At 65.9% G+C, this 24269-nt stretch carries 16 protein-coding genes, 1 tRNA gene and 1 pseudogene; 13 read left to right on the forward strand and 5 right to left on the reverse strand.

Going from position 1 to position 24269, the window contains the following annotated elements:
* Positions 1–29: 29 nt before the first annotated feature.
* The gene (locus NXY83_RS06615) at positions 30–1772 is read right to left on the reverse strand and encodes a dolichyl-phosphate-mannose--protein mannosyltransferase (protein ID WP_258805289.1); all 1743 of its coding nucleotides are present in this window, start codon (positions 1770–1772) and stop codon (positions 30–32) included.
* 46 nt (positions 1773–1818) lie between these two features.
* Here NXY83_RS06615 and rsmI point away from each other — a divergent pair, with 46 nt between their 5' ends.
* Complete coding sequence (gene rsmI / locus NXY83_RS06620) at positions 1819–2694, forward strand: 16S rRNA (cytidine(1402)-2'-O)-methyltransferase (RefSeq protein WP_258805290.1); 876 nt, start codon at positions 1819–1821, stop codon at positions 2692–2694.
* A gap of 180 nt (positions 2695–2874) precedes the next feature.
* Positions 2875–4375, forward strand: a pseudogene (locus tag NXY83_RS06625) (NAD-dependent succinate-semialdehyde dehydrogenase).
* A gap of 92 nt (positions 4376–4467) precedes the next feature.
* On the opposite strand, the gene NXY83_RS06630 reads toward NXY83_RS06625, so the two are convergent.
* Genes NXY83_RS06630 through NXY83_RS06640 form a run of 3 tightly spaced genes read right to left on the reverse strand, consistent with a single transcriptional unit; the run spans position 4468 to position 9508 of the window.
* A complete protein-coding gene (locus NXY83_RS06630; protein ID WP_397427569.1) occupies positions 4468–6948 on the reverse strand; it encodes a transglutaminaseTgpA domain-containing protein in 2481 nt (826 codons plus the stop codon).
* Positions 6945–8405 (reverse strand): DUF58 domain-containing protein, encoded by a 1461-nt coding sequence (locus NXY83_RS06635; RefSeq protein ID WP_258805291.1) that lies wholly within the window; start codon positions 8403–8405, stop codon positions 6945–6947. Before NXY83_RS06635 ends, NXY83_RS06630 begins: the two co-directional genes overlap by 4 nt.
* 8 nt (positions 8406–8413) lie before the next feature.
* Complete coding sequence (locus NXY83_RS06640) at positions 8414–9508, reverse strand: AAA family ATPase (protein WP_258805292.1); 1095 nt, start codon at positions 9506–9508, stop codon at positions 8414–8416.
* 193 nt (positions 9509–9701) lie between these two features.
* On the opposite strand from NXY83_RS06640, the gene NXY83_RS06645 reads away from it, so the two are divergent.
* From NXY83_RS06645 to NXY83_RS06665, 5 genes are all read left to right on the forward strand, one after another.
* Complete coding sequence (locus NXY83_RS06645; RefSeq protein WP_258805293.1) at positions 9702–10607, forward strand: TatD family hydrolase; 906 nt, start codon at positions 9702–9704, stop codon at positions 10605–10607.
* A 279-nt stretch (positions 10608–10886) separates the two neighbouring features.
* Positions 10887–12068 carry a resuscitation-promoting factor gene (locus tag NXY83_RS06650; RefSeq protein WP_258805294.1) on the forward strand — a complete coding sequence of 394 codons (1182 nt, stop codon included), beginning with the start codon at positions 10887–10889 and terminating at the stop codon, positions 12066–12068.
* A 127-nt stretch (positions 12069–12195) separates the two neighbouring features.
* Entirely contained in the window at positions 12196–13068 is an 873-nt protein-coding gene (gene rsmA, locus NXY83_RS06655; RefSeq protein WP_258805295.1) for a 16S rRNA (adenine(1518)-N(6)/adenine(1519)-N(6))-dimethyltransferase RsmA, read from the forward strand.
* Positions 13065–14027 (forward strand): 4-(cytidine 5'-diphospho)-2-C-methyl-D-erythritol kinase, encoded by a 963-nt coding sequence (locus NXY83_RS06660; protein ID WP_258805296.1) that lies wholly within the window; start codon positions 13065–13067, stop codon positions 14025–14027. Before rsmA ends, NXY83_RS06660 begins: the two co-directional genes overlap by 4 nt.
* Positions 14028–14059: 32 nt before the next feature.
* Positions 14060–15886: an ABC-F family ATP-binding cassette domain-containing protein gene (locus NXY83_RS06665; RefSeq protein WP_258805297.1), complete on the forward strand. Its 1827-nt coding sequence runs from the start codon at positions 14060–14062 to the stop codon at positions 15884–15886.
* A 487-nt stretch (positions 15887–16373) separates the two neighbouring features.
* Here the strand turns inward: NXY83_RS06665 and NXY83_RS06670 are convergent, their stop codons facing one another.
* Positions 16374–17000: a TetR/AcrR family transcriptional regulator gene (locus NXY83_RS06670; RefSeq protein ID WP_258805298.1), complete on the reverse strand. Its 627-nt coding sequence runs from the start codon at positions 16998–17000 to the stop codon at positions 16374–16376.
* A gap of 134 nt (positions 17001–17134) precedes the next feature.
* Between NXY83_RS06670 and NXY83_RS06675 the strand changes: the two genes are divergently transcribed.
* From NXY83_RS06675 to NXY83_RS06700, 6 genes are all read left to right on the forward strand, one after another.
* Positions 17135–17206 (forward strand) — tRNA-Gln (locus tag NXY83_RS06675).
* A 102-nt stretch (positions 17207–17308) separates the two neighbouring features.
* Positions 17309–18784, forward strand: coding sequence for a bifunctional UDP-N-acetylglucosamine diphosphorylase/glucosamine-1-phosphate N-acetyltransferase GlmU (glmU, locus tag NXY83_RS06680; protein WP_258805299.1), 1476 nt, complete (start codon positions 17309–17311; stop codon positions 18782–18784).
* Between the two features lie 2 nt (positions 18785–18786).
* Positions 18787–19767: a ribose-phosphate diphosphokinase gene (locus NXY83_RS06685; RefSeq protein WP_258805300.1), complete on the forward strand. Its 981-nt coding sequence runs from the start codon at positions 18787–18789 to the stop codon at positions 19765–19767.
* Between the two features lie 300 nt (positions 19768–20067).
* Complete coding sequence (locus NXY83_RS06690) at positions 20068–20673, forward strand: 50S ribosomal protein L25/general stress protein Ctc (protein WP_258805301.1); 606 nt, start codon at positions 20068–20070, stop codon at positions 20671–20673.
* A gap of 111 nt (positions 20674–20784) precedes the next feature.
* Positions 20785–21375, forward strand: coding sequence for an aminoacyl-tRNA hydrolase (gene pth, locus NXY83_RS06695; protein ID WP_258805302.1), 591 nt, complete (start codon positions 20785–20787; stop codon positions 21373–21375).
* 122 nt (positions 21376–21497) lie between these two features.
* Positions 21498–24230, forward strand: a complete 2733-nt coding sequence (locus NXY83_RS06700; protein ID WP_258805303.1) for a LuxR C-terminal-related transcriptional regulator — start codon at positions 21498–21500, stop codon at positions 24228–24230.
* The last annotated feature ends 39 nt before the right edge of the window (positions 24231–24269 follow it).

The raw sequence follows: 24269 nt of genomic DNA on the forward strand, positions 1-24269 counted from the left end.
TTCGATCGGGGGTCTGGTGCAATCCTGCCCTAGATCCAGGACGGCATCCACATCCGGACTTTCCAGTCCCCGTAGGGGATGGTCTCGGCAGCCCAGACCGGGTAGAAGAAAGCTGAGAGCAGGACCGCCGCCGCCACGAACAGCACCACGAGGTAGAGGCCGGAGCGCCGGCGCCAGGCCGGGTCTGCGGCGCTTCCCAGAACGAGCCCCAGGCAATAGACCAGCGCCAGGACAAGGAAGGGCTCGAAGGACACTGCGTAGAAGTAGAACATGGTCCGCTCGGGGTAGAGGAACCACGGGAGGTAGCCCGCGCCGACGCCCGCCAGTATCGCCCCGGCCCGCCAATCCCGCCGGCCCGCCCACCAGAACAGGAGCACCACCAGGGAGATGGCGGCAGCCCACCAGATCAGGGGGTTGCCCACGGACAGGATCGCGGACGTGCATTTGTCTACGTCACAGCCGGGAGTGCCTTGCTGCGGGGTCTCATAGAAGAACGACGTAGGCCTGCCGAGCACCAGCCAGCTCCAGGCGCTGGCCTCGTACGGGTGGTCGGACCCCAAGCCCTGATGGAAGGTGTACGCCTCCCGGTGGTAATGGGCCAGCGACCTGACAGAGTCGGGCAGCCAGCCCCATCCAGGGGAAGGGTTGCTTTCAGCCCAGTGGCGGAAGTAGGCATCCTCCGAGCGGAACCAGCCTGTCCATGCGGCTGCGTACGCCATGCCGGCAACCGGGACAATGCTAAGGAAGGCGGGAATGCCGTCCTTGATGATGCCGCCGCTGACCCAGCCCCGGATACCAGCCACCCGCCGGGCACTGAGGTCCCAAAAGACTGTAAGGAGCCCAAAGCCGGCCAGGAAGAACAACCCGGACCATTTGGTGCCGACGGCGAGGCCCAGGCAGATGCCCGCCATGACGCGCCACCAGCGGACCCCCAGCCAGGGCCCGGACAGCAGTACGGCAGCAGGCGGCATCCCGCCGTTCCGTTCTGCGGCCTGTGCCAGCCGGCTGGCGAGCCGGCGCCGGCCGTCGTCCCGGTCCAGCAGCAGGGCGCCGAATGCTGCGAGGATCCAGAACATCAGGAAGATGTCCAGCAGGGAGGTCCGCGACATCACCAGGTGATGCCCGTCCACCGCCAGGAGCAGGCCGGCAGCCCCGGCGAGCGGCAGCGACCGGAACAGCTTAAGGGCAATCAGTGACAGAAGCAGGATGGAAAGGGTTCCGGTCAGGGCCGCTGCAAAGCGCCAGCCAAAGGAATTGTCAGGGCCAAAGAGCCACATCCCGGCGGCGATCATCCACTTGCCCACCGGGGGATGGACCACGTACTCGGGAGAGGAGAGCAGGACTGCGGGGTTTCCCGCGTTGAAGGAATCGTTCGCCTTGTCCGGCCAGCTGCGTTCATAGCCGCTGACGAGGAAGGAGTAGGCGTCCTTGACGTAGTAGGTTTCGTCGAAGACCAGCTTGTGCGGGGTGTCCAGCCGAACAAACCGCAGGATTCCTCCGGCGGCCGCCGTGAGGACCGGGACCAGCAGCAGCCAGAGACGCAGCGACGGCGGATAGTCGCGCCACGCCCTGGCGCCTCCCAGAAGCCGTGCCTGCAGCGATTCAATGGTGAAAGCCTCTTCCGGGCGGCTTATCCAGGGCCGGAGTTTGCGGCCTCGTGCCTGTGCCCCACCACCGCTGTCCGCCGCCTCCAACGCGGTCTTGCCGGATGCGGCGGGAGCGGTGTTTCCGGCTCCGGGAGGCCGCGTCGAGGTCTGCGTCACGTGCCCCATGCTACCTTTTGCGGCTGGCAGTCCTCCTCAGCAGTAGGCTGGTGGCGTGGACCCTAACCCCAGCACCCTTCCAGAATCCGGCCCGGCATCGCCAGGACGAATTGTCCTTGCCGCCACTCCGATCGGAAATACGGGGGACGCTTCCGCGAGGCTCGTGGAACTGCTGGGAACCGCAGACATCGTGGCAGCGGAGGACACCCGCCGCCTGCACCGGCTGGTTCAAAGCCTTGGGGTTACGGTGGCGGGCCGCGTGATCAGTTACCACGAGCACAACGAGGCAACCAGGACGGCGGAGCTTCTGGACCAGGTGCGGACCGGAAGCACCCTGCTGATGGTCACCGACGCCGGCATGCCGTCCGTGTCGGATCCCGGCTTCCGGCTTGTTGAAGGTGCGGTCGCGGCGGGACTGACGGTCACGGCGGTGCCTGGACCGTCCGCTGTGCTCACTGCACTGGCACTGTCCGGCCTGCCCACCGACCGTTTCTGCTTTGAAGGATTCCTTCCCCGGAAAGCGGGGGAACGGGCATCGCGCCTGGCCGATCTCGCCGGGGAACGGCGGACCATGGTGTTCTTTGAGGCACCGCACCGGCTTGAAGCCATGCTGCGGGCACTGAGGGAGCGGTTTGGTGCGGAGCGTCCCGTCGCCGTATGCCGGGAATTGACCAAGACGTATGAAGAAGTGATCCGGGGATCCCTGGGCGAGCTGGTGCAGTGGGCTGAATCGACGGAGGTCCGGGGCGAGATCGCGGTTGTGCTCGGCGGCGCGCCCGAACAAAAAGCGGGTACGCCGGAGGACCACGTGGCCGCCGTCAACGAGCTGGTGTCGCAGGGCATACGCCTCAAGGAGGCGGTGGCTGCTGTGGCCGAAGACGTGCGCGTGAGCAAAAGGGAGCTCTATTCGGCCGTGCTCGCAGCCCGTTGACCACGTGCAAGGCTACGGGTTGTGCTGTGCAGCTGCACAGCACAACGGCATTTCGGCAGTGCGCAGAGGCGTAGACCCGGGCGAACGCCCGCAGTAGTCTGACAGTTAATCAGCCTGATGAGCCCGGTCACTCCGGCCGCGCCGCAGGGCTGCAACAACCCTACTGACGAGGGAGTCATCGTGACTGTCACTGCACAGCCAGCCGTTACCGCGGACCGCGAAAGCCGGCTTCTTGCCTCTGTTCCGACCGGACTGCTGATCAACGGTGAGTGGCGCGACGCCGCTTCGGGCCAGACGTTCGACGTCGAGGATCCGGCCACCGGGAAGGTCCTGCTCAGCATCGCCGATGCCGGCGCTGAGGACGGTGCCGCGGCCCTGGACGCAGCCGCCGCTGCCCAGGAGTCCTGGGCAAAGGTCCCGCCGCGTGAACGTGGCGAGATCCTGCGCCGTGCCTTTGAACTGGTGACCGAACGCGCCGAAGACTTCGCGCTCCTGATGACCATGGAGATGGGCAAGCCGCTGGCCGAAGCCCGTGGCGAAGTCACCTATGGTGCCGAGTTCCTCCGCTGGTTCTCCGAGGAAGCCGTCCGCGCCTTTGGCCGCTACTCCGTATCCCCGGACGGCAAGTCCCGACTGCTGGTCACCAAGAAGCCGGTAGGCCCCTGCCTGCTGATCACGCCGTGGAACTTCCCGCTGGCCATGGCCACCCGCAAGATCGCACCCGCGGTGGCCGCCGGCTGCACCATGGTCCTGAAGTCCGCGAACCTCACCCCGCTGACCTCCCAATTGTTCGCCGCCGTGATGCAGGAGGCCGGGCTGCCCGCGGGCGTCCTGAACCTCATCCCCACCTCCACGGCCGGTGCCACCACCGGACCGCTGATCAAGGACCAGCGCCTCCGGAAGCTCTCCTTCACCGGCTCCACCGAAGTGGGCCGCCGGCTGCTGGCCGACGCGTCGGAAACCGTACTGCGGACCTCCATGGAACTCGGCGGGAACGCCCCGTTCGTTGTCTTCGAGGACGCGGACCTGGACGCCGCCGTCGCAGGGGCAATGCTCGCTAAGCTGCGGAACATGGGTGAGGCCTGCACCGCTGCCAACCGCTTCATCGTCCACGAATCAGTTGCTGCCGAGTTCGCTGAGAAGTTCGCCGCGAAGATGAAGGAGATGACCACCGCCCGGGGCACCGAACCGGAGTCCAAGGTAGGCCCGCTCATCGATGCCAAGAGCCGGGACAAGGTCCATGAGCTGGTCTCCGACGCCGTTTGCCTCCGGCGCCAGGACGGTCCTGGGCGGCGGGCCGGTGGAGGGCCCGGGCTACTTCTACCAGCCCACCATCCTTTCCGGCGTCACCGAAGGAACCCGGATCCTCTCCGAGGAGATTTTCGGCCCCGTCGCCCCGATCATCACCTTCAGCAGCGAAGACGATGCCGTGCGGCTGGCCAACAACACCGAATACGGGCTGGTGGCCTACGTCTTCACCAAGGACCTCAACCGCGGCATCCGGATGGGCGAACGCCTGGAAACCGGCATGCTGGGCCTGAATGCCGGCGTCATCTCCAACGCCGCCGCACCTTTCGGCGGCGTCAAGCAGTCAGGCCTGGGACGCGAAGGCGGCCTCGAAGGCATCGAGGAATACCTCTACACCCAGTACATCGGCATCGCCGACCCCTACGCCGGATAGCCTGCCGGGTTTGCGGGCCCGGCAGTCCCCGGCCGGCAACTCCTGCAGACACCGGCTGACTTCGCCGGGCCGGCTCCAGCCGTCGTCCGCCCCTACCGTGAAAAAACGGACCAGGAGCGGGCGGCGGCTCTTGCCGTTGCAGCCATGGCCCGGCCGGCAGCCCTGAACGGCGCAGCAAGGATCCGCCCCAGGCGTCCCATGACCGACGGCGGAAGCCAGGCTGCCCGGAGCCGCTGGGGGAGTGTGGCATTGGCCCGCAACGAGAATTCCAGGGCAGCGAGCTGCGCTGCAGCGTCGGCGCCCTTTGCGTCGGTCCCCGTTTGGCGGCCGTCAGCAGCTTCCGTCCCGGCATCTGCGGGAACAGGGGGACCGTACCTGTGCCGTTCGAAACCTGCAGTAAGTGCGGCCGCGGCCCGGTGCGCCGCTCCGTCCATCCCGCCGGGCTCCCCCAAATGGCCGCGGAGCCTGGCCGAATAGGCCCGCGGGGTCTCACTGGAGTCCGGGGATACGCCGTAGTCGGTGCCAAGGTCCAGCATTTCGCTCCATGCCAGGGGAACAGCGTCTCCCTGGTCCCTTGGCCGGAGGCGCCGGACCCGGACGGCGGCGCGGACCAGGTGCGGCGAAGCGGCCAGCAGGGCAACGCCCAGGACGCCACCGGCGCCGAGCAGCCACGGCAGCACCTGAACGCCGGCGTCACCGCTGCCGCCTGTGCCGGGAACGGGAAGCGGCGTGACACTGGGCGCAGGGGTGGGAGCCGGAGAAGCCCCCGGAACCAGGCCGTCATTATTTTCGGCTGCACCCGGGGAAAGCGGCGCAGATGATTCGGAGGCGTAGTCAGGGACCACGCCCCGTGAGGGAGTGGGCTCGAACGGTACCCAGCCCAGGCCCTGGAAGTACAGTTCCGGCCATGCGTGGGCATCACGGGCGTCCACCTCGTACTCGGGCAGCGGCCCCTGGCCAGGCACCATGACTGTTTCCCCCGTCAGCCTTCCCGGAGCGTAGCCGACGGCGATGCGGCTGGGGATCCCTTCCAGCCGTGCCATAACTGCCATTGCCGATGCGTAGTGGATGCAATAGCCGCTCTTCTGCTCCAAAAAGTCGGCCAGGACGGAGAGGCCGTTTCCGTCGTAACCGCCCTGCACAGGTGACTGCAACGAGTAGGTGAACTCCGCCGAACGGAGGTACCGCTGGATGGCCATGGCCTTTTCATACGAAGTGGTGCCGGAACCGGCCACCGCGCCGGCGGTGGTCCTGACGATCTCCGGAACGTTGCCCGGAATCCTGGTGAAATCCCCGGGGATGTCCCGCACTGCGGCGGAGGACCGGGCCAGCAGCCCGGCCGAGAGCTTCGGCACCGAGGACGTGACAATGTACTCCTGCCGCCGGGACGTGGTGTCGGCCCCCTTGATGCTTAAGGTGGCCGGATCCCACGTCCACCGCCCGTCCAGCCCCCGCACCGATTCGGGGGCGTACGGCGCTGGAAGGTAGGGGCTGTTGAACATCCCGGCGTCGATCGCGGTGACCTGCTGCTGCTGTTCCTCCGCCAGGACGGCATAGCCAGGATCGATTTGCCCACCCAGGGGGAGCCGCGACGCATTTCGGTCATCCGGGCCCCAGGATTCGCCGTCGAAATGGTCCACGGTGACAGACCTTAGGTACAGCGGGACGTGGGCATTGGTGGCATAGGTAATCCTCCCGCTTCCGTCCGGCGTCCGCAGGCTGTTCCCAAGCGTGATCATCGGGTTCAGGCCTGTAGCGGTACCCCATGGGTTAAGCCGGGAGCCCTGCGGGAACGTGCCCCGGTCAAAGCCGGGGATGGCCAGCGGCACCAGCAAGGTGGCCACCAGCGCAGCCGACCCTGTCAAGGCCGCCCGCCGGACCTGCCCGGGGGTGCGCGCGGAATCTGCCTGCGTCCGGGCATCCGGGGCGAACCACTGGCTGTACGCAAGGATCATGAGATATCCGGCAACGGCGCCGGTGAATCCCCAGAAGCCCACGCTTTGCGGCTTGATCATGGCCGGCACCACCAGGATGGCCAGCAGCCCCACACCGGTGGCGGCGGGCATGCCGAGGGGTACCGCCAGGGCATCCACCAGGATGACCGCCAAACCAAGGACCGCGCAGATCACCATGACGATCCCCACGTTGGGCGCCACCGGTGCGGTTTCTGAAAGAACGGTTTCACTGGCGCGGCGGATCAGCCGCTCCAGTTCGGTAAAGGTGCCGCCGGTGGGGATGATCCCCAGAAGGCTGGTTCCGCGGAAGAATGTCAGGGTCAGGACGGCGCCCAGTGACAGGAAACCACCGGCGGTCACCAGCAGGGGTTGGGCCCGCAGGGCACGCATTCCGGCCAGCGTGAAACTCACAACCAGCACCGTGGTGAGCACAGGCCAGTACCAGCCCCAGCCCCGTAACACACCGTTCAGTGCGAGGGCGGCACCGCAAACAGCCACGGCAATGGCCGCAGCCATGGCCCACGGAAATGCACCCACCCTTGCCCTGCCTGCAGGCGTCCCTGCCGGTGCACCAAACTGTTGCCCGGTCCCCGGAGTCCGGGCCGGAGCCATCGTCACCGCGCCACCCCCGCTCCACGCCGCACTTCGGCTGCCGGGGCCGGCAATGCCACGTCCTGGTCGAACTGGCCCCAGGCGGCAGCCACCGGGACCGACGGCGGAACAGCCACTGCCCGCCACCCACCCTGCCGGAGGGCCTCAAGGACAGTTGAGAACTCCGCAGGCTTCTCTGCGACGATGATGGCAAAGGCATTGGTCCCGTATCCGGCGGCGGGGGCCAGGGCCAGCGCTTCCTCAGGCGAAATCCTTCCGAGCACGGCAATCAGTGGGCCGCGCATGCGGTGTGCGGACAACTTGTCCATCAGTTGGTCGTCAAAGGACGGGGGGCCGGAGTCCTGGCCACTGCCGTGCCGGGAACCGAAAACCTCCAGGGCCGGGACGTCGCGCGCCACGATCTCCCTGAGCCTGCTGTCGCGCCGTTGGTGGGGGCCGCTGAGCTGGATGGCGGCGAGGCTCTCGGCAATGGACTGGAGCCCGAAAGCGCCGCTGTATTCCTCCGTCTCCGGTTGCGGGGCCGACGGCGAGTGCAGGAACGCCGGCTCCCCCCGGGTGTCCAGAAGCCGCAGGCCATAGTTGCGGTCAGCGAGGTGGGCGCTGATGGACATGGCGGCCACGACGGACCATTCGAAGGTTTCGCTGGTGACCATGGCATGCCCGTCCTGCGCGGCCAGTCCCGCCGAGGCAGCAGCCGACCCGCCGGAGAAGGCCGCGAACCTATGGTCCACGATGATCGTTGCCTCGGGCGTGGTGACGGATTCCTCCTGGCGCACCATGAGGGAACCATGGCGGGCTGTGGCGGCCCAATGGACGCGGCGCATGGGATCCCCGTGGCGGTACTCACGGGTCATGACGTCGTCGTCGCTGGGGTTCGCCCGGATCCTGGTGGCAGTGACACCATCGTTTCCCCGTGCTCCGGCAAGCCCTGTCAGGGGAAGAACGACGGCGGCGGGCGTCACGGTGAGTGTGTCGCCGTCGTCAATGGCCTGGCGGTGCAGCGAAAGCCCGAACGGATCCGTGAACTCGGCCGTGACAGGCCCGATCCGGAACTGGCCCCGCTGGGCCGAGCGCAGGTGGTATTCGTACCGGCTGGTCCCGCCGGCAGCGGAGCGGGACGGGAAACGGAAGACGGGAGACTCGCCAAAGCGGGGCGGCAACCGTTCCTCCATGGTGGCCCGGCCGCTGGCGGTTCCCGTCCGCGCCACCATCAGCCGCACAGTAGTGGGGGAGGAGGTTTCCACGGGGGAAGGATTGAACTCGCGGTAGACGCGGAAGCGGGGTTTCACGAGGCGGATGCCGGCCAGGGACACCAGGGGGAGGACCAGCAGCAGGACACTGAGCGTCAGGAGGTCCCGCCGCCCCATGACGGATGCGGCGGCCAGCGCAGCAACTCCAGCCCCCAGCATGCCCCAGCCGCGAACGGTGAAGAGGTGTCGAGGCAGTCTGTCCAGCAGCGCCATGGGATCGCCTAGCGGTTCCTGCCCAGACCGGCCACCGGGGCAGTGCTCCTGCCGGCGGTTGCGGGCACCCGGATGGCGTCGGCGGCGTTCTGCGGAACGGGCAGCCGCGACATAATGCCCCGAAGGACACTGTGCGGCGTCTCGCCCGCGCCGGCGGCCTTTCGGTCCAGGATGATCCGGTGCGCCAGGACGGCCTCGGCGATATGGCCCACGTCGTCGGGCAAGACGAAGTCGCGGCCGTCAAGGGCGGCGGTGGCCTTCGCGGCCCGGAGCAGTTGCAGCATGGAACGGGGGCTCGCGCCCAAGCGAAGCAACGGGCTTTCCCTGGTGGCCCTGCCCACGGACACGGTGTACTCCTTGACTGACTGCGACACGTAGACCTGCTGGACAGTAACGATCATGGCCGCTACGTCAGCCGTGGCGGCCACTGCCGAGACCCTTGTCAACGGCGAGGCGGACTGATGGGTTTCGAGCATCTCGATCTCGGCGTCCTTGTCCGGATAGCCCATGGAAATGCGCGCCATGAAACGGTCCCGCTGCGCCTCCGGCAACGGATAGGTCCCTTCCATCTCAATTGGGTTCTGGGTGGCGACAACCATGAACGGCTCATCCAGCTTGTAGGTATTGCCGTCCACCGTGACCTGGTGCTCCTCCATGCATTCCAGGAGCGCAGACTGGGTCTTGGCGGAGGCGCGGTTAATTTCGTCGCCGATGACGATGTTGGCAAAGACGGCGCCGGGCCGGAATTCGAACAACCTGGACGCCTGGTTGTAGATGGATACGCCAGTTACATCGGAGGGCAGGAGGTCAGGGGTGAACTGGATGCGGTTGACGGTGCAGTCAATGGTCCTTGCCAGAGTCTTGGCCAAGAGCGTCTTCCCGACTCCCGGCACGTCCTCGAGCAGCAGATGGCCCTGGGCCAGCAGGACAGTCAAAGCCAGTTTGGCAGCATCCGATTTCCCGTCGATCACCGTGTTAACCGTTGTCAGGATGCGCTGGCTTGCAGCATGGAAAGACTCACCGTCCATCGCCGACGGGCGGTGTCCATTCAGGTGGCTCACGGGATCGGGAAGGCCCGCCAGGCTACCGGTAGCAGCGCTCATATCATTGGCAGTAAGTCCGTGGGATTCCATCGGCAACCTTTCAGCCCGGGTTTCACCTGGACGGGACAGCAAGCCTGCCTTCGCCCGTCGGTGGGCGTTCGCATGTGTTCGTACCAGAGTACTAACACAACTGCCGCAGCTGACAGAGAGTTCCGACAAATATGGGGGTACCAGCCACGGTTAGGCTGGACGGATGTGCAATCCGCTGATTCCCGACGCTTACCGCAGCCCCCTTGCCGATGATTCCACGGACGAAGGTAACGGCCGGAAGCGGGAGTTCCCGCCCGCCCCGGAACCCCTGCCGGTACCCGTCATGGACAACCACACCCACCTCGACTTTCCCAACGGGAAGGCGCCCGTAGGAATCCAGGCCGCCCTCGATGCGGCGGCTGCGGTGGGCGTCCAGGGAGCCGTCCAAGTGGGGTGTGACCTCGAGTCCTCCCGTTTTACAGTCCAGGCGGTGGACCAGGACCATCGGCTCCTTGGGGCCGTGGCGCTGCACCCCAATGATGCCCCCCACTATGCCGCCCGGGGAGAGCTGGAAGAGGCGCTCGCCGAAATCGAACGGCTGGCAGCCCACCCCCGGATCCGCGCCATTGGTGAAACCGGGCTTGACTTCTTCCGTACTGAAGGAGAAGGCCTGGCCCACCAAAAGCACTCCTTCCGGCGCCACATCGACATTGCAAAGCGCCTGGACCTCACACTGCAGATCCACGACCGCGATGCGCACAGTGAGGTGGTGCAGGTCCTGCGGGAGGAGGGCGCGCCGGAGCGGGTGGTGTTCCACTGCTTCTCAGGCGATGAGGAACTGGCCAGGACCTGCAACCAGGAGGGCTGGTGGATGTCTTTTGCCGGGACGCTTACCTTCCGGAACGCCGTGAACCTGCGTGCTGCCCTCGCTGTCGCGGATCCCGCCCTGGTCCTCGTGGAAACCGACGCTCCGTTCCTTACCCCCCACCCGCACCGGGGCCGCCCGAATGCAAGCTACATGGTTCCCTACACTGTGCGTGCAATGGCCGAGTTGACAGAAACCGACCTCGGCTCGCTCTGCGCCGGAATCAGCGATAATACCGTGCGGGCCTACGGATCCTGGGTGTAACGAAGCGGCTTTCCCGTAGCGCGTGGCGAATACCTGGTATGCAAATTTGTTGGTCCATTTATAACGCTACGGTTACAGTGGACAACTATTAGCCGGGGTCGGGGAAGGCCATCGGGTAATTTCACTTCTTCTGCAGCACTCGTGCCGGGACCTGGTTCCGGCCTGGCCCCTGCGCGGAGTGTGGCGGCGCAACGGTGCCCGGACTGCCTGTTCACGGTGGTACCGGGCATTTTATTGCGCGATCCCCGTGCCCGGACAGACCTAAAGTTATGGGCAATCGTGGTCAAGTTCTTCACAACGGACGGCAAGTTCAGCTTTATCAAGGTTGGCGCCCAGCTCCTGGTGCTTTGCGCGCTGGTTGTGGGGCTCGTGGCCTTCGTCGGTAATAACAAAACCGTCACGCTCAATGTCGATGGCAAAGTCACATCACTGCAGACTTTCGGTGGCACCGTAGGCCAGGTTGTGAAGAGCGCCAACCTGGAGCTCAAGCCCACCGACCGGGTCTCCCCGTCCATTGACGCTTCGGTCCAGAACGGCACCGTCATCAACGTCAACCAGGCCAAAGAGGTCAAGGTGAGCCTTGACGGGGCGGAAAAAACAGTCAACACCACCTCCCAGGACGTAGCCGGCCTGGTGACTGAGCTCGGCGTGGCCAGCGCATCCTCGATATCCGTTCCCAAGGATGCGCAGCTGGCCGTGACCGGCTCATTTGTTTCCATATCCACCCCCAAGACCGTCAGCATCGTTGCCGACGGCAAGGTGGACACCGCCACCACCACGGCAGCCACCGTGGGCAAGGTGCTGGAAGACAGCGGTCTCACCCTCGGCGCCAACGACCGCACTTCCCAGCCTGCCAACGCACACGTGGTGAACAACATGGTGATCAAGGTCTCCCGGGTGGACAACGCCCAGACCGCAGTGACCACCGAGGACATACCCTTCGAGAAGGTGACCACGGAAAGCGCCGAGCTGCTGAAGGGTGAAAAGGAAGTCATCCAGGCCGGTGCCGCCGGCAAGGTGGAAAAGACCTTCAAACTGGTCCTGGTGGACGGCCGCGAAGCCTCCCGCACACTGGTTTCGGAGACTGTCTCGGTGCAGCCTGTAACTGAAAAGATCACGGTGGGCACCAAGCCGAAGCCTGTCGCAAAGGCAGCTCCCGCTCCCGCTGCGGCTGCCGCTGCGGGCACCAACACCGGCGCAGCTGCCCCGGCCATGATGAACGAGGCCATGTGGGACAAGATTGCCCAGTGTGAATCCGGCGGGAACTGGAGCATCAACTCGGGCAACGGTTACTACGGCGGCCTGCAGTTCGACATCCAGACATGGATCGGGGCCGGCGGCGGAGCCTATGCCCCCAACGCCAGCCTTGCATCAAAGGCCCAGCAGATTGACATCGCCAACCGCGTCTATGCACAGCGCGGCCTGCAGCCCTGGGGCTGCGGCTGGGCAGCGAGCCGCTGACCAGGAGCTGCCACCACGCACGCTGCGGCCGGGCCCGGATTTTCCGGGCCCGGCCGCAGCCGTTAACAAGGAGGGCGGTGACCGTCGGCCGACCGGGCGGATCCGGCGCGCGGGATAGGATACCTAGGTGACTGAACCAATCCCCGCCGCGCCCGCACCGTTGTTTGGTGCCTCCGACATACGCCGGCTGGCGGAGGAAATCGGTATCCGGCCCACTAAGACCCTGGGCCAGAATTTCGTCATCGATGGCAATACAATCCGCCGGATTGTGGCTGCCGCAGGCGTCGGGCCGGAGGAAACAGTGCTCGAGGTGGGACCCGGGCTCGGGTCCCTGACCCTCGGGCTGCTCGACGCCGCAGCCTCCGTGGTCGCCGTCGAAATCGATCCGGTGCTCGCTGCAAAGCTCCCCGAAACGGTGAAGGAATGGCGGCCGTCCGCGGCAGGCACCTTCCACCTGGTCCACGCCGACGCCATGAAGGTCACCGCACTCCCTGTCCAGCCCACCGCCCTGGTGGCGAACCTGCCCTATAACGTTGCGGTGCCAGTGGTACTGCATCTGCTGCAGTACTTCCCCAGCCTGCAGCACGGACTGGTCATGGTCCAGAATGAGGTCGCGGACCGCCTGGCCGCAGGGCCCGGCTCGAAAACTTATGGCGTCCCGTCCGTGAAGGCGGCGTGGTACAGCCACATGCGCAAGGCCGGAGTAATCGGCATGAACGTTTTCTGGCCGGCGCCGAAGATCCACTCCGGCCTCGTTGCCTTCACCCGACGCGAGCCGCCGGTCACCACTGCCACCCGCGAACAGGTCTTCGCGGTGGTGGACGCCGCCTTTGCGCAGCGGCGAAAAACGCTCCGCGCCGCCCTGGCCGGCTGGGCCGGGGGAGCGCCCGAGGCTGAGCGCTGCCTGGTGGCGGCCGGCGTCGACCCCACTGCCCGCGGCGAGGTTATTGACATTTCCGCGTTCGCCAGGATCGCCGAAGCGAAGGAAGCCAGGCCGTGAGCGCCGCTGCAGGCCGGTTCACCGCCCGGACGGTCCGGGTCAAGGCACCGGGCAAGGTCAACGTGTCCCTGGACGTCGGCCCGCTCCGTTCCGACGGCTACCACTCGGTGGCCAGCGTCTACCTGGCGGTCTCCCTCTACGAAGAAGTGGCCGCCACCAGCACTGAAACGCCTGGAATAACGGTGAGCCTTAGTCGGGACAGCACCCTGGACCTGGACTCGGTCGACGTACCCCTGGACGGCAACAACCTGGCCTGCAAAGCAGCCGCCATCATGGCCGATGTCTCCGAACACGCCACCGGGGTGCACCTGGAGATCACCAAGCGGGTGCCCGTTGCCGGAGGCATGGGGGGCGGCTCGGCTGATGCCGCCGCGACGCTCCTCGCCTGCGACGCCCTGTGGAACAGCGGCCTCTCCCGGGAGGAGTTGGCCCATCTGGCCGCCGAGCTCGGCGCCGACGTCCCCTTCTCCCTCCTGGGCGGCACGGCAGTTGGCCTGGGCCTCGGCGACAAGCTGTCCCCGGCGCTGGCGAAGGCGCAGACCCACTGGGTCCTGGTGACGACGGATTACGGCCTGTCCACTCCAGAGGTGTACCGCACCCTGGACCGGCTGCGCGAGGCTGAAGGCGTCACGGCCGCCGAACCCACCGGCGTGGATCCCGCTATCCTTACGGCTCTGCGCAGCGGCGACGCCGAAGCCCTGAGCCGCGTCCTCGTCAACGACCTCCAGCGTGCATCCATTAAACTTGCGCCATCGCTGCGGGATACGCTTGGGATTGGCGAATCCCACGGAGCCATCGCGGGCATTGTGTCGGGTTCCGGCCCCACTGTGGCGCTGCTCACGGATGACTCCGTAGCCGCGGACGGCCTGGCAGGAGACCTGCGGCGCTACGGCCTGGATGCCATCGCCGTCCACGGCCCGGTTCCCGGGGCACGCATAGTCTCCGACACCCATATCTAGCAACGTTCCATCCCATCAGAAAGCAGTTCCCTTTGGCACACCTTCTTGGCGGCGAAAACCTCACGGTTTCCTACGCAACCCGCACCGTCCTGGACGGCGTCACCCTGGGACTCGAGGAGGGTGACAGGATCGGCATGGTGGGCCGGAACGGCGACGGCAAGTCCACCCTGATGAGGCTGCTGTCGTTGCGTTCCACCCCCGACTCCGGACGCGTCACCAAGCGCGGCGACGTCAACGTGGGCTACCTGGACCAGAGTGACGTGCTCGACGGCGACCTGACCGTCGGGGCGGCGATTGTGGGGGAGCAGGCGGATTATGAGTGGGCGCGGAACCCGCAGATCCGAGAGGTCATGGGCGGACTGGTGTCCGATGTCGACTGGCACGCCAACGTCCACGCCCTCTCCGGCGGGCAGAAGCGGCGGGTAGCCCTGGCCAAGCTCCTGATCGAGGACCACGACGTCATCATGCTCGACGAGCCCACCAACCACCTCGACGTCGAGGGTGTTGCCTGGCTGTCGCGGCACCTCAAGACCCGATGGCGTGCCAACCAGGGGGCTTTCCTGGTGGTCACCCACGACCGCTGGTTCCTTGACGAGGTCTGTACCAAGACCTGGGAAGTCCACGACGGGATCGTTGACCCCTTTGAAGGCGGTTACGCCGCTTACGTCCTGGCCCGCGCTGAACGGGACCGCTCGGCATCGGTCATGGAAAGCAAGCGGCAGCAGCTGGTCAAGAAGGAGCTCGCCTGGCTCCGCCGCGGGGCTCCGGCCCGTACCGCGAAGCCGAAGTTCCGGATCGAGGCCGCCAACGCCCTGATTGCGGACGTTCCCGCCCCCAGGGATTCCATGGCCCTCAGCAAGATGGCCACCGCCCGCCAGGGCAAAGACGTGCTGGACCTTGAGCACGTGTCCCTGAACTTCCAGGGGAGCGACGACGGCAAGAAACTTTTCGACAACATCACCCTCCGGCTGGCTCCCGGCGAACGCCTTGGGCTGGTGGGTGTCAACGGTGCCGGCAAGACCACCCTCCTGAAGCTCCTCAACGGTGAAATCCAGCCCGACGCCGGCAAGGTCAAGCGGGGCAAGACGGTTGTCACCGCAGTGCTCACCCAGGAGGTCAAGGAGCTCGACGACGTGGCCGACCTGCGCGTCATCGAGGTCATCGAGCGCGAGAAGAGGTCCTTCAACGTGGGCGGCAAGGAATTCACCGCCGGCCAGCTCGTGGAACAACTCGGTTTCACCAACCAGAAGCAGTGGACGCCCGTCAAGGATCTCTCCGGCGGTGAGCGCCGGCGCCTCCAGCTGTTGCGGTTGCTCGTGGGCGAGCCGAACGTGCTGATGCTCGACGAGCCCACCAACGATTTGGACACCGATACCCTCGCAGCAGTGGAAGACGTCCTGGACGGCTGGCCCGGCACCCTGGTTGTGGTCAGCCACGACCGCTACCTCCTCGAGCGGGTCACCGACCACCAGATGGCCCTGCTCGGCGACGGCAGGCTCCGCGGCCTGCCCGGCGGCGTGGACCAGTACCTGGAGCTGCGTGAGTCGGCCCTTGCCGGCTCCACGGTCACCGGCGGCGGAAACCCGGTCACCAGCGGCAGCGCGGCGGCAGCACCGGCTCCATCAGGCCCGTCAGAGGCGGAGAAGCGGGACGCCCGCAAGGCCAAGAACCGGATCGAGCGCCAGCTGGGCAAGCTCGAGCAGGCCGAGAAGAAGCTTCACGACCAGATGCTGAAAAGCACCGAGGCGTCCGACTTCGACGCCCTGGCCGAACAGAACAGGCAACTCAAGGACCTGGCCGGCGAACGCGAAGCCCTCGAACTCGAATGGCTCGAAGCAGTAGAGGTCCTCGGCGAGTAGTCCCTTTTCCCTCCTCCTTGGTTAGGTTCCGGAGGCGGTCCTTCGACGTCGCTTAGACACAGGACATAGGGAGCGCTCCGGTCGCTGGGCGACTCCGCGTTCCGATGTCCCGCGATGCGCGACTTTCCGAAGGACCGCCTCCGGAAGCTAGCGTCCGCTCCCAGCGTGATCACGTCTGGAACGAAGGAACGGCAAGAGTCGTGCGGGTCCTTCCGACAGGACCGCCTCCAACGACGGTACGTCACCTTATCGCCTGGGAAACAGGAGGCGTCCCAACCGCGTAGCCAGACGCCGAACGGAAGATGGGCAATAGCGGGGCAGGGGGCCTTCGTGTAGTCGCGCATCGTGGCGTGGAGGTCGCCCAGCGACCGCAACGACACCTATGCGTTGTGTCTAAGCGACGGCGAAGGGTCTCTGCCCTGCGAACGTGACCACGGCCGACCGCGAAGGTGACCGTACGCCTGCACTGCGAAGGCCGGGGGAGTACTTACCCCTCAGACTTAAGCTCAGGGTCTTTCTTGAGGCCGGTGAGGCCGTTCCAGGCCAGGTTGACGAGGTGTGCGGCGACGGTGTGCTTGTCGGGCTGGCGGCTGTCCTGCCACCACTGGCCGGTCATGGCCACCATCCCTACGAGCATCTGTGCATACATTGCGCCGTCCTCGCCGCTGAAGCCCCGGCGGGAGAACTCATCGGAGAGGATGTGTTCCACCCGGGCTGTGACGTGGGAGAGCAGGGTGGAAAAGGCGCCCTCGGGTTGCGACGGCGGTGCGTCCCGCATCAGGATCCGGAACCCGTCGGTGCGGTCCTCGATGTAGGTGAGCAGCGCCAGTGCCGCCCGTTCCACCAGGACGCGCGGCTTGGCCTCCTGGGTAAGGGCAGCATTGATGGCGTCCAGCAGGATATGGAACTCAAAGTCCACCACCTGTGTGTAAAGCCCCTCCTTGGAGCCGAAGTGCTCGTAGATGACCGGCTTGGACACTCCCGCGCAGGCGGCGATTTCCTCGATGGTGGTGCCATCCAGTCCACGGACGGCGAAGAGGCCGCGCCCGACGTCGATCAGTTGGCTCCGGCGCTGAAGTCCGGTCATCCGCGTCCGCGGAGGGTTGTTGCTCACATTTCCATCATGCCTTACCGGTCCGGAGCGGGATTCCGGGGCCACGGACAGGGTGCGGCGGGCCCGTGTCGCGCGGCGCCTTGAACACATGGCAAAATAGGGACTTGTGCCCGGGCCTTACGCCTTCGGCATGGTCCGCTCTGGTGTAATGGCAGCACCCCGGCCTTTGGAGCCGTGGAGTATAGGTTCGAATCCTATGGGCGGAACTGCTGTGCGAGGAGTTCAGTAGGATGACACTCGGTGCCGCGCCGGCAGACTGGCCGGACACCGCAAGCGCCAGCGTAAACCGATGCAAGGAGAGCCCGTACGTGATCCCCGAGAAGGCCCCGGCCGCCGTAATCGTTCTGGCGGCAGGCGCCGGCACCCGGATGAAGTCACGTACCCCCAAGATCCTCCACGAGATTGGTGGCCGGTCGATGGTCGGGCATGCAATCCTTGCAGCCCGCAGCATCAACCCCCGGCAGCTCGCCATTGTGGTCCGCCACGAACGGGACCTGGTGGCGCGCCACCTCGCCGAACTGGATCCGGCGGCCGTAATCGTTGACCAGGACGAGATCCCGGGCACCGGCCGTGCTGTTGAAGCGGCGCTCCAGGTATTGGATGCCGAAGAGTTGCTGACGGGCACCGTGGTGGTGACCTACGGCGACGTCCCGCTGCTCTCCGGTGATTTGCTCGCTGAACTTGTTGCCACCCACGAGAAGGAAGCCAACGCTGTCACCGTCCTGACGGCCGTCCTGGAGGACGCCACCGGCTACGGCCGCATCCTGCGCGGGGAAGACGGCACAGTAACCGGCATCCGTGAGCACAAGGACTCCTCCGAAACAGAGCGGCTTATCCGGGAAGTCAATTCCGGCATCTACGCCTTTGACGCAGCCGTCCTCCGCGACGCGCTGACCCATGTCACCACGGACAACTCGCAGGGTGAAAAGTACCTGACAGATGTGCTGGGCCTGGCGCGCGAAGCAGGCGGCCGGATTGCCGCCGTCGTCACTGCTGACCGCTGGCAGGTGGAAGGCGCCAACGACCGCGTCCAGCTCTCCGCCCTTGGTGCCGAGCTGAACCGCCGCACGGTTGAGGCGTGGATGCGGGCCGGTGTCACCGTGGTGGATCCGAAAACCACCTGGATCGATTCCACTGTGACGCTCGACGAGGACGTCCGCCTCCTGCCCAACACGCAACTCCACGGCACCACCAGCGTGGCGAGGGACGCCGTCGTTGGCCCCGACACTACGCTCACGGACGTCACCGTGGGCGAGGGCGCCAAGGTGCTCCGCACCCATGGTTCCGGGTCGGTGATAGGCGCCGGCGCCGCCGTCGGCCCGTTCACCTACCTCCGTCCCGGCACTGTCCTGGGCGAAAGCGGCAAGATCGGTGCCTTCTACGAAACCAAGAACGTGACCATCGGACGCGGCTCTAAACTGTCCCACCTCGGCTACGCCGGCGACGCCGAAATCGGCGAGGACACCAACATCGGCTGTGGAAACATCACCGCCAATTACGACGGCGAGAAGAAGCACCGGACTGTGATCGGCTCCGGCGTCCGCACCGGCTCCAACACCGTTTTTGTTGCCCCGGTCACCGTGGGGGACGGCGCCTACAGCGGCGCCGGCGCGGTGATCCGCAAGGACGTGCCGGCGGGAGCGCTGGCGCTGAGCGTCGCAGCGCAACGCAACACCGAAGGCTGGGTGCCCGCCAACAGGCCGGGAACCCGCTCCGCGGAACTGGCCCAGGCGGCCAGCACAGATTCCTCAAGTACCCCGGCATCTACAGAAGAGGGCAAGTAATAATGAGCGAGATTACGGCGCGCGGCGAAAAGAAGCTGGTGCTCGCCTCCGGGCGGGCCCACCCCGAGCTGGCCCGGGAGATCGCCAAGGAACTGGGTACTGAGCTGCTGCCGGTGGATGCCTACGACTTCGCTAACGGTGAGATCTACGTCCGCGCCGGGGAAAGCGTCCGTGGCACCGATGCCTTCGTCATCCAGGCGCACCCGGCACCACTGAACAACTGGCTGATGGAACAGCTGATCATGATCGATTCCCTCAAGCGTGCGTCCGCCAAGCGCATCACTGTCGTATCGCCGTTCTACCCCTACGCCCGCCAGGACAAGAAGGGACGCGGCCGCGAACCTATCTCCGCCCGGCTTGTGGCCGACCTCTACAAGACAGCGGGCGCCGACCGCATCATGAGCGTGGACCTGCACACCTCGCAGATCCAGGGCTTCTTCGACGGCCCGGTGGACCACCTCATGGCCATCCCGTTGCTCGCTGACTACATCCGCACCCGCGTGGACGCCGAAAACGTCACTGTTGTCTCCCCGGACACCGGACGGGTCCGCGTCGCGGAGCAGTGGGCCGAGCGGCTGGGCGGCGCGCCGCTCGCCTTCGTGCACAAGATGCGCGACCTTACCGTGCCGAACCAGGCCGTTTCCAAGACCGTGGTTGGCCAGATTGAGGGGCGCACCTGCGTTCTGATCGACGACATGATTGACACCGGTGGAACCATCTCCGGTGCCGTCCAGGTGCTGAAGAACGCCGGAGCAAAAGATGTCATCATCGCGGCCACGCACGCAGTCTTCTCCGATCCCGCTGCCAAGCGCCTCTCGGAATCCGGTGCCCGTGAAGTAGTGGTCACCAACACCCTTCCGCTCACCGGTTCCCAGCGGTTCCCACAGTTGACGGTGCTCTCCATCGCCCCGCTGATCGCGCGCGCCGTCCGTGAAGTGTTCGACGACGGTTCCGTCACCAGCCTGTTCGACGGCAACGCCTGACGCCGTTGTCTGCGATGGGCCCACGCCGGCAGGGTTCCCTGGGCGAGCTTGCGAGGCCAGGGAACCGGTGGGGACGTTTTCAGTAAACGGGCCCGGCGCTGGTAAGCTGTTCACCGATACCTTGGCGAGGGAGAGCAACCGGGAAACCGGCTGGCAGGTCTCCGTTATCGACTGGGTCTGATCTGCCCTTCATTCGAAGGGCTGCCTTCTTGAAAGGGCCGCCTCCGGGCCGCCCGGCGTTGAAGGTCGCAACAGACCTCCGCCCTTGCTGAACACCGTTTAGTTTTCAAGGAGATTTCCATGTCTGAGCAGAAGCTCGCAGCAGAACTGCGCACCGAATTCGGCAAGGGCTACGCCCGCCGCGCCCGGATGGCCAACCTGATCCCCGCCGTGATCTACGGCCACGGCGCAGAGCCCATCCACGTCACCCTCCCGGCCAAGGCCACCACCCTGGCTGTCCGCACCGCCAACGCCCTGCTGTCCCTGGACATCAACGGCGAAGGACACCTGGCCCTGGTCAAGGACGTGCAGCGCGACCCGATCAAGCAGATCATCGAGCACATCGACCTCCTGACCGTCCGCAAGGGCGAGAAGGTTACCGTTGACGTTCCGGTTCACGTTTCCGGCGAAACCGCCCCCGGCACCGTTCACAACCTCGAACTGACCGTCGTGTCCCTCGAAGCTGAGGCAACCCACCTGCCCGAGGCCGTCGAGGTCAGCATCGAAGGCCGCGGCGCCGGCGAGCACATCCACGCCTCGGACCTGGTCCTGCCGAAGGGCTCCGCCCTGCTGACCGACGCCGAGGCACTCGTGATCAACATCTCCGAGGCCACCGTCGCGGAAGAAGAGACCGAGGGCGCTGAAGGCGCCGAGGCTCCCGCCGCCGGGGAAGCCGCAGCCGAGTAGTCAGCCGGTACATTCTGGCAGTGGCCGGATCCCCCAGGGATCCGGCCACTGCCATGTCCACCGCCTTTCGGCGGCGGCGCATCCCGAAACCGCCCACCTTAGGATTGACCCATGACTGACACCTGGCTGATCGTCGGCCTCGGAAACCCCGGAGTCCAGTACCAAGGCAACAGGCACAATGTCGGCCAGATGGTGGTTGATGAACTCGCAGGCCGTATCGGGGCCAGATTCAAGACCCACAAGGCAGGCGCCCAGGTTGTGGAAGGGCGGCTCGGGATTGGCGGGCCCCGCGTGGTGCTGGCAAAACCAATGACGTACATGAACGTCTCGGGCGGGCCGGTCTCGGCGCTGGCCAGTTTCTACGGAATCACGCCCGATCACGTGGTGGCCGTCCACGACGAAATCGATATCCCGTTCAACACGGTGAAGCTCAAGATCGGCGGCGGGGAAGGCGGCCATAACGGGCTGCGGGACATCTCCAAAGCACTTGCGACGAAGGAGTACCTTCGGGTCCGCGTAGGGGTGGGCCGCCCTCCCGGAAGGATGGAGACCGCCGACTATGTGCTGCGGGACTTCGGCACCGCCGAGCTAAAGGAGCTGCCCTTCCTGTTGGACGAAGCAGCCGATGCAGTTGAAACCCTGGTGTGTAGTGGCCTGACCGCGGCACAGCAGAAGTTCCACCCCGCGAAGTCCGAGCGTTAGCAACACGGAAACTTAAAGGCCTTTGGGCCTGTTTCCTTGTCTCTGCCCCGGGGTAGTCTTCTACCTATGCGGGGGAGCAATGGGGCTACATCCCGCTATCGCGGGATGTAGGGGAAAAGTTCATGTCAATCGAGCCACTCAGCTGGGGACGTGGGTCAGCACCCCACGACGGTGGGCTACGCACGCATAACTCCGGAGTGCCCGGGCAGCAATGGTCGGCGCCCGCCCGGAGCGCCAATCTGGAGGCTGTCGGAACGGCGCTCACCAGTGAAAACTCTTTGGGCGTCGTCATTACCGGCGGCCGCGGGGTAGGAAAATCTTCCCTGGCCCGTGCCGGAGTCGCAGACCTGGGGCCGGACTTTTGGTCCCTGCAGCTCCGCAGCGGGCCCAGCGGATCCACCACACCCTACGGCTGCCTCTCCTTCCTGCTGGCCCGGCTTCCGCAGGCTTACATGGGGTCGCCCACGGCCATCCTCCGCGGCATCACGTCGCTGATCCGCAGCGACGCCGCAGGCAGGCCCTGCGTCATTACCCTTGACACGACCGGCAGCATTGATGACATGAGCGCCGGAGTGCTTTTGAACGTACTCCTGACCGGAACGGCAAAGATCGTTGCGGTAGCGCCGAATATCAGTGACCTGCCGGCCGATTTCCATTGGCTGATCACGGAGCGGCGCCTGACCGAGGTACGGCTAAGCAACCTCAACGAGCTACAGACCCGCCAGGTCCTGCTTTCACTGCTGGGCCACCGGGTTTCGGCCTCCCTGGTCAATACTTACCACCGCATGGTGGGCGGTAATCCGTTGCTGCTCAAGGCACTGGTCACCGAACAGCAACTGTCCGGAAACCTCGTCCTGTCAGACTCCGTGTGGACGCTGCGTGACAAGGTGGTGCTCGATGGCGCTGCCAGCCTTGATGACATTGTCCGGTCCCGCTGGTCGCGGGAATCGCCGGAAACCCGGGAAGTCATCGAAATGCTGTCGTGTGCGCGCCGCGTGGAGCTGTCCCGGCTGACCACAATCTATGGTGCCAACGTGGTGGCGGACATGGAAGACGGCGGCCTGCTGGAGGTTGACGACTCCGATCACCGCTGGGTGTCATTGCGCGAGAAGTACATCGGCGATGTCGTGCGGACGTGGCTGAGCATCGCCCGGCGGCGGGAACTGCGTGGCGTGCTGCTGGCGGGGGAGGAACCCAATCCGGCCGGCATGACGGTTGAAGAGCTGATGGCCTTCGCCGCCTGGACGCACGAATGCGAGGCCGAGCTCAGCCCCGCCCTGGCTCTCGCGGCTGCGGAAGCCGCAGTCCAGCTGTTTGATCCCCGGTTTGCCCTGAGCTACGCGGAGATGCTGCAAAGGACGGACCAGCAGTGGGTGCCCGCCCAGCGCCAGAAAGCTGCCGCGTACCTTCAGCTGGACATGCCGGCTCAGGCACTTGCGGCCCTTGACGGGATCTCCAGGCCGGAACTCGAGGCTTTGGACCTGAAAGAGTACGCCCACGTCGTCGCCGCGAAAGCGCGGGTCATGATGTGGTTGCCCGAGCGGGCAAGCGAAGTGCCCAGCCTCCTGGAGGAGGCCCGGAACAGGGTGGCGCCCGCCGGGAGGAGTGCGTCGTGGCCCGAGCCGGCTGCTGTGGCCGCGAACCTGGTCTCCCTGAGCGGGTTTGAATACCGGGCATTTGTGGGGGACTATGCCGCCTTGATTCCCGCCCTGGAGGCAGCGTCGGATCCGGCCAGGAACCCTGACGCAGGATACCGGATGCATTCGGCCATCATTTTGATGACTGCACTGGCCCTGACGGGCCGGGAAATGGATGCGCTGAGCTTGATGCGGCAACTGGGCGGCCAGATCAGCGATGCCTCCCACGTGGTGGGCCTGCGCGAGCGGTACACCAGGGAGGCCTACCTGGTGCTGTTGATCGCCGGGCAGTGGCGGCGATGCATCGATCTTCTGGGGCCACAAAGCGTCGAGGAACCATACCGCTTGCCGTACGGGAGTGCCGCAACCGAGCTGGCGGCCGGTATAGCCTATGTCTATTCCGGCCGGGGCGGTGCAGCCCTGGATCCGCTGATGTCCGCCGCGGCGCAGCTGGAACTGCAACCCGTGCAGACTGCACTCCGGTTCGCCTATGCGTCCATAGCCCTGGCGCATGCACAGACCGGTAACGCTGCCCAGGCCCGCAAATACCTGGGCAAGCTGCAAACGGTGCCCGGCACGTCCGGTTTCGCCACCGACAGCCTCATCAGTTTCTGTGCCCTCGTGGCGGGACGCTGGCTTGGCGACGCTGACGCCGTCAGCCGCCTGAAGCAGTCGGCCCGCCGGAACATGGAGGCGGGACGGTACACGATCGCGGGCATCGAACTGCTTGCGGCCACGGTTAACGGAGGCGACGCTGACTTCCGGCTGCTGGAGGAGATAGCCGCCCACCGGCAGGGACCCCTGGCAGAGGTCTCCCGGTTCATTGCCCTGGGCAGCCGGACCAAGGACGCAAAGACCCTCCTTGCCGGCGGGGAACTGGCCGCCACGCTGGAACTGGACGCCGTGGAGGCCAGATGCATGGCCTTGGCAGTGGACTTTGCCCGGCAGGACGGCGATTCACTGTCCGCCCGGACGGCCCAGGCCCGTCTTGACATACTGGCCGCCACCGTAGCCAACCTTCCCATCGTGCCCAGCAGTGGCAGCCCACTGCTTACCAGCAGGGAGCGCCAGATTGCGCGTCTTGCAGGGCGAGGTGCATCAAACCGTGACATCGCTCTGGAAATGGGCGTGTCAGTCCGGACTGTGGAAGGCCACCTGTACCAGGTGTTCACCAAGCTCGGCGTAACTTCCAGGGGTGATTTGACTGGACTCGTCTAATGGACACAAGCCCGCACCGGCGCACCGGCTCACCGGACG

It is taken from the genome of Pseudarthrobacter sp. NS4, from assembly GCF_024758005.1.
Classification (GTDB): domain Bacteria; phylum Actinomycetota; class Actinomycetes; order Actinomycetales; family Micrococcaceae; genus Arthrobacter.